Origin of the sequence: Pantoea sp. SIMBA_079 (genome assembly GCF_046940275.1) — a bacterium.
In the GTDB taxonomy this organism is placed as follows: domain Bacteria; phylum Pseudomonadota; class Gammaproteobacteria; order Enterobacterales; family Enterobacteriaceae; genus Pantoea; species Pantoea borealis.
This window is the reverse complement of record NZ_JAWRYR010000981.1, coordinates 1-232: the sequence shown is the minus strand read 5'-3', so window position 1 is coordinate 232 and position 232 is coordinate 1. Positions and strand designations below refer to the sequence as shown.

General features: G+C 63.8%; 1 pseudogene. It reads left to right on the top strand.

The annotated features are described in order from the left end of the window. Positions 1–232: pseudogene (purH, locus tag SB719_RS22870) on the top strand (bifunctional phosphoribosylaminoimidazolecarboxamide formyltransferase/IMP cyclohydrolase); the annotation flags it as partial.

The window sequence follows — 232 nt, the reverse complement described above, 5'->3', positions numbered from 1 at the left end:
ACCTGCCGACCGCCATCGAGAACATCGACATCGGCGGCCCGACCATGGTCCGCTCGGCAGCCAAGAACCACAAGGACGTGGCCATCGTGGTCAACGCCAGCGACTACGCCGGCATCGTCGAAGGCCTCAAGGCCGGTGGCCTGACCTATGCCCAGCGCTTCGACCTGATGCTCAAGGCGTTCGAGCACACTGCCGCCTACGACGGCATGATCGCCAACTACATGGGCACCAT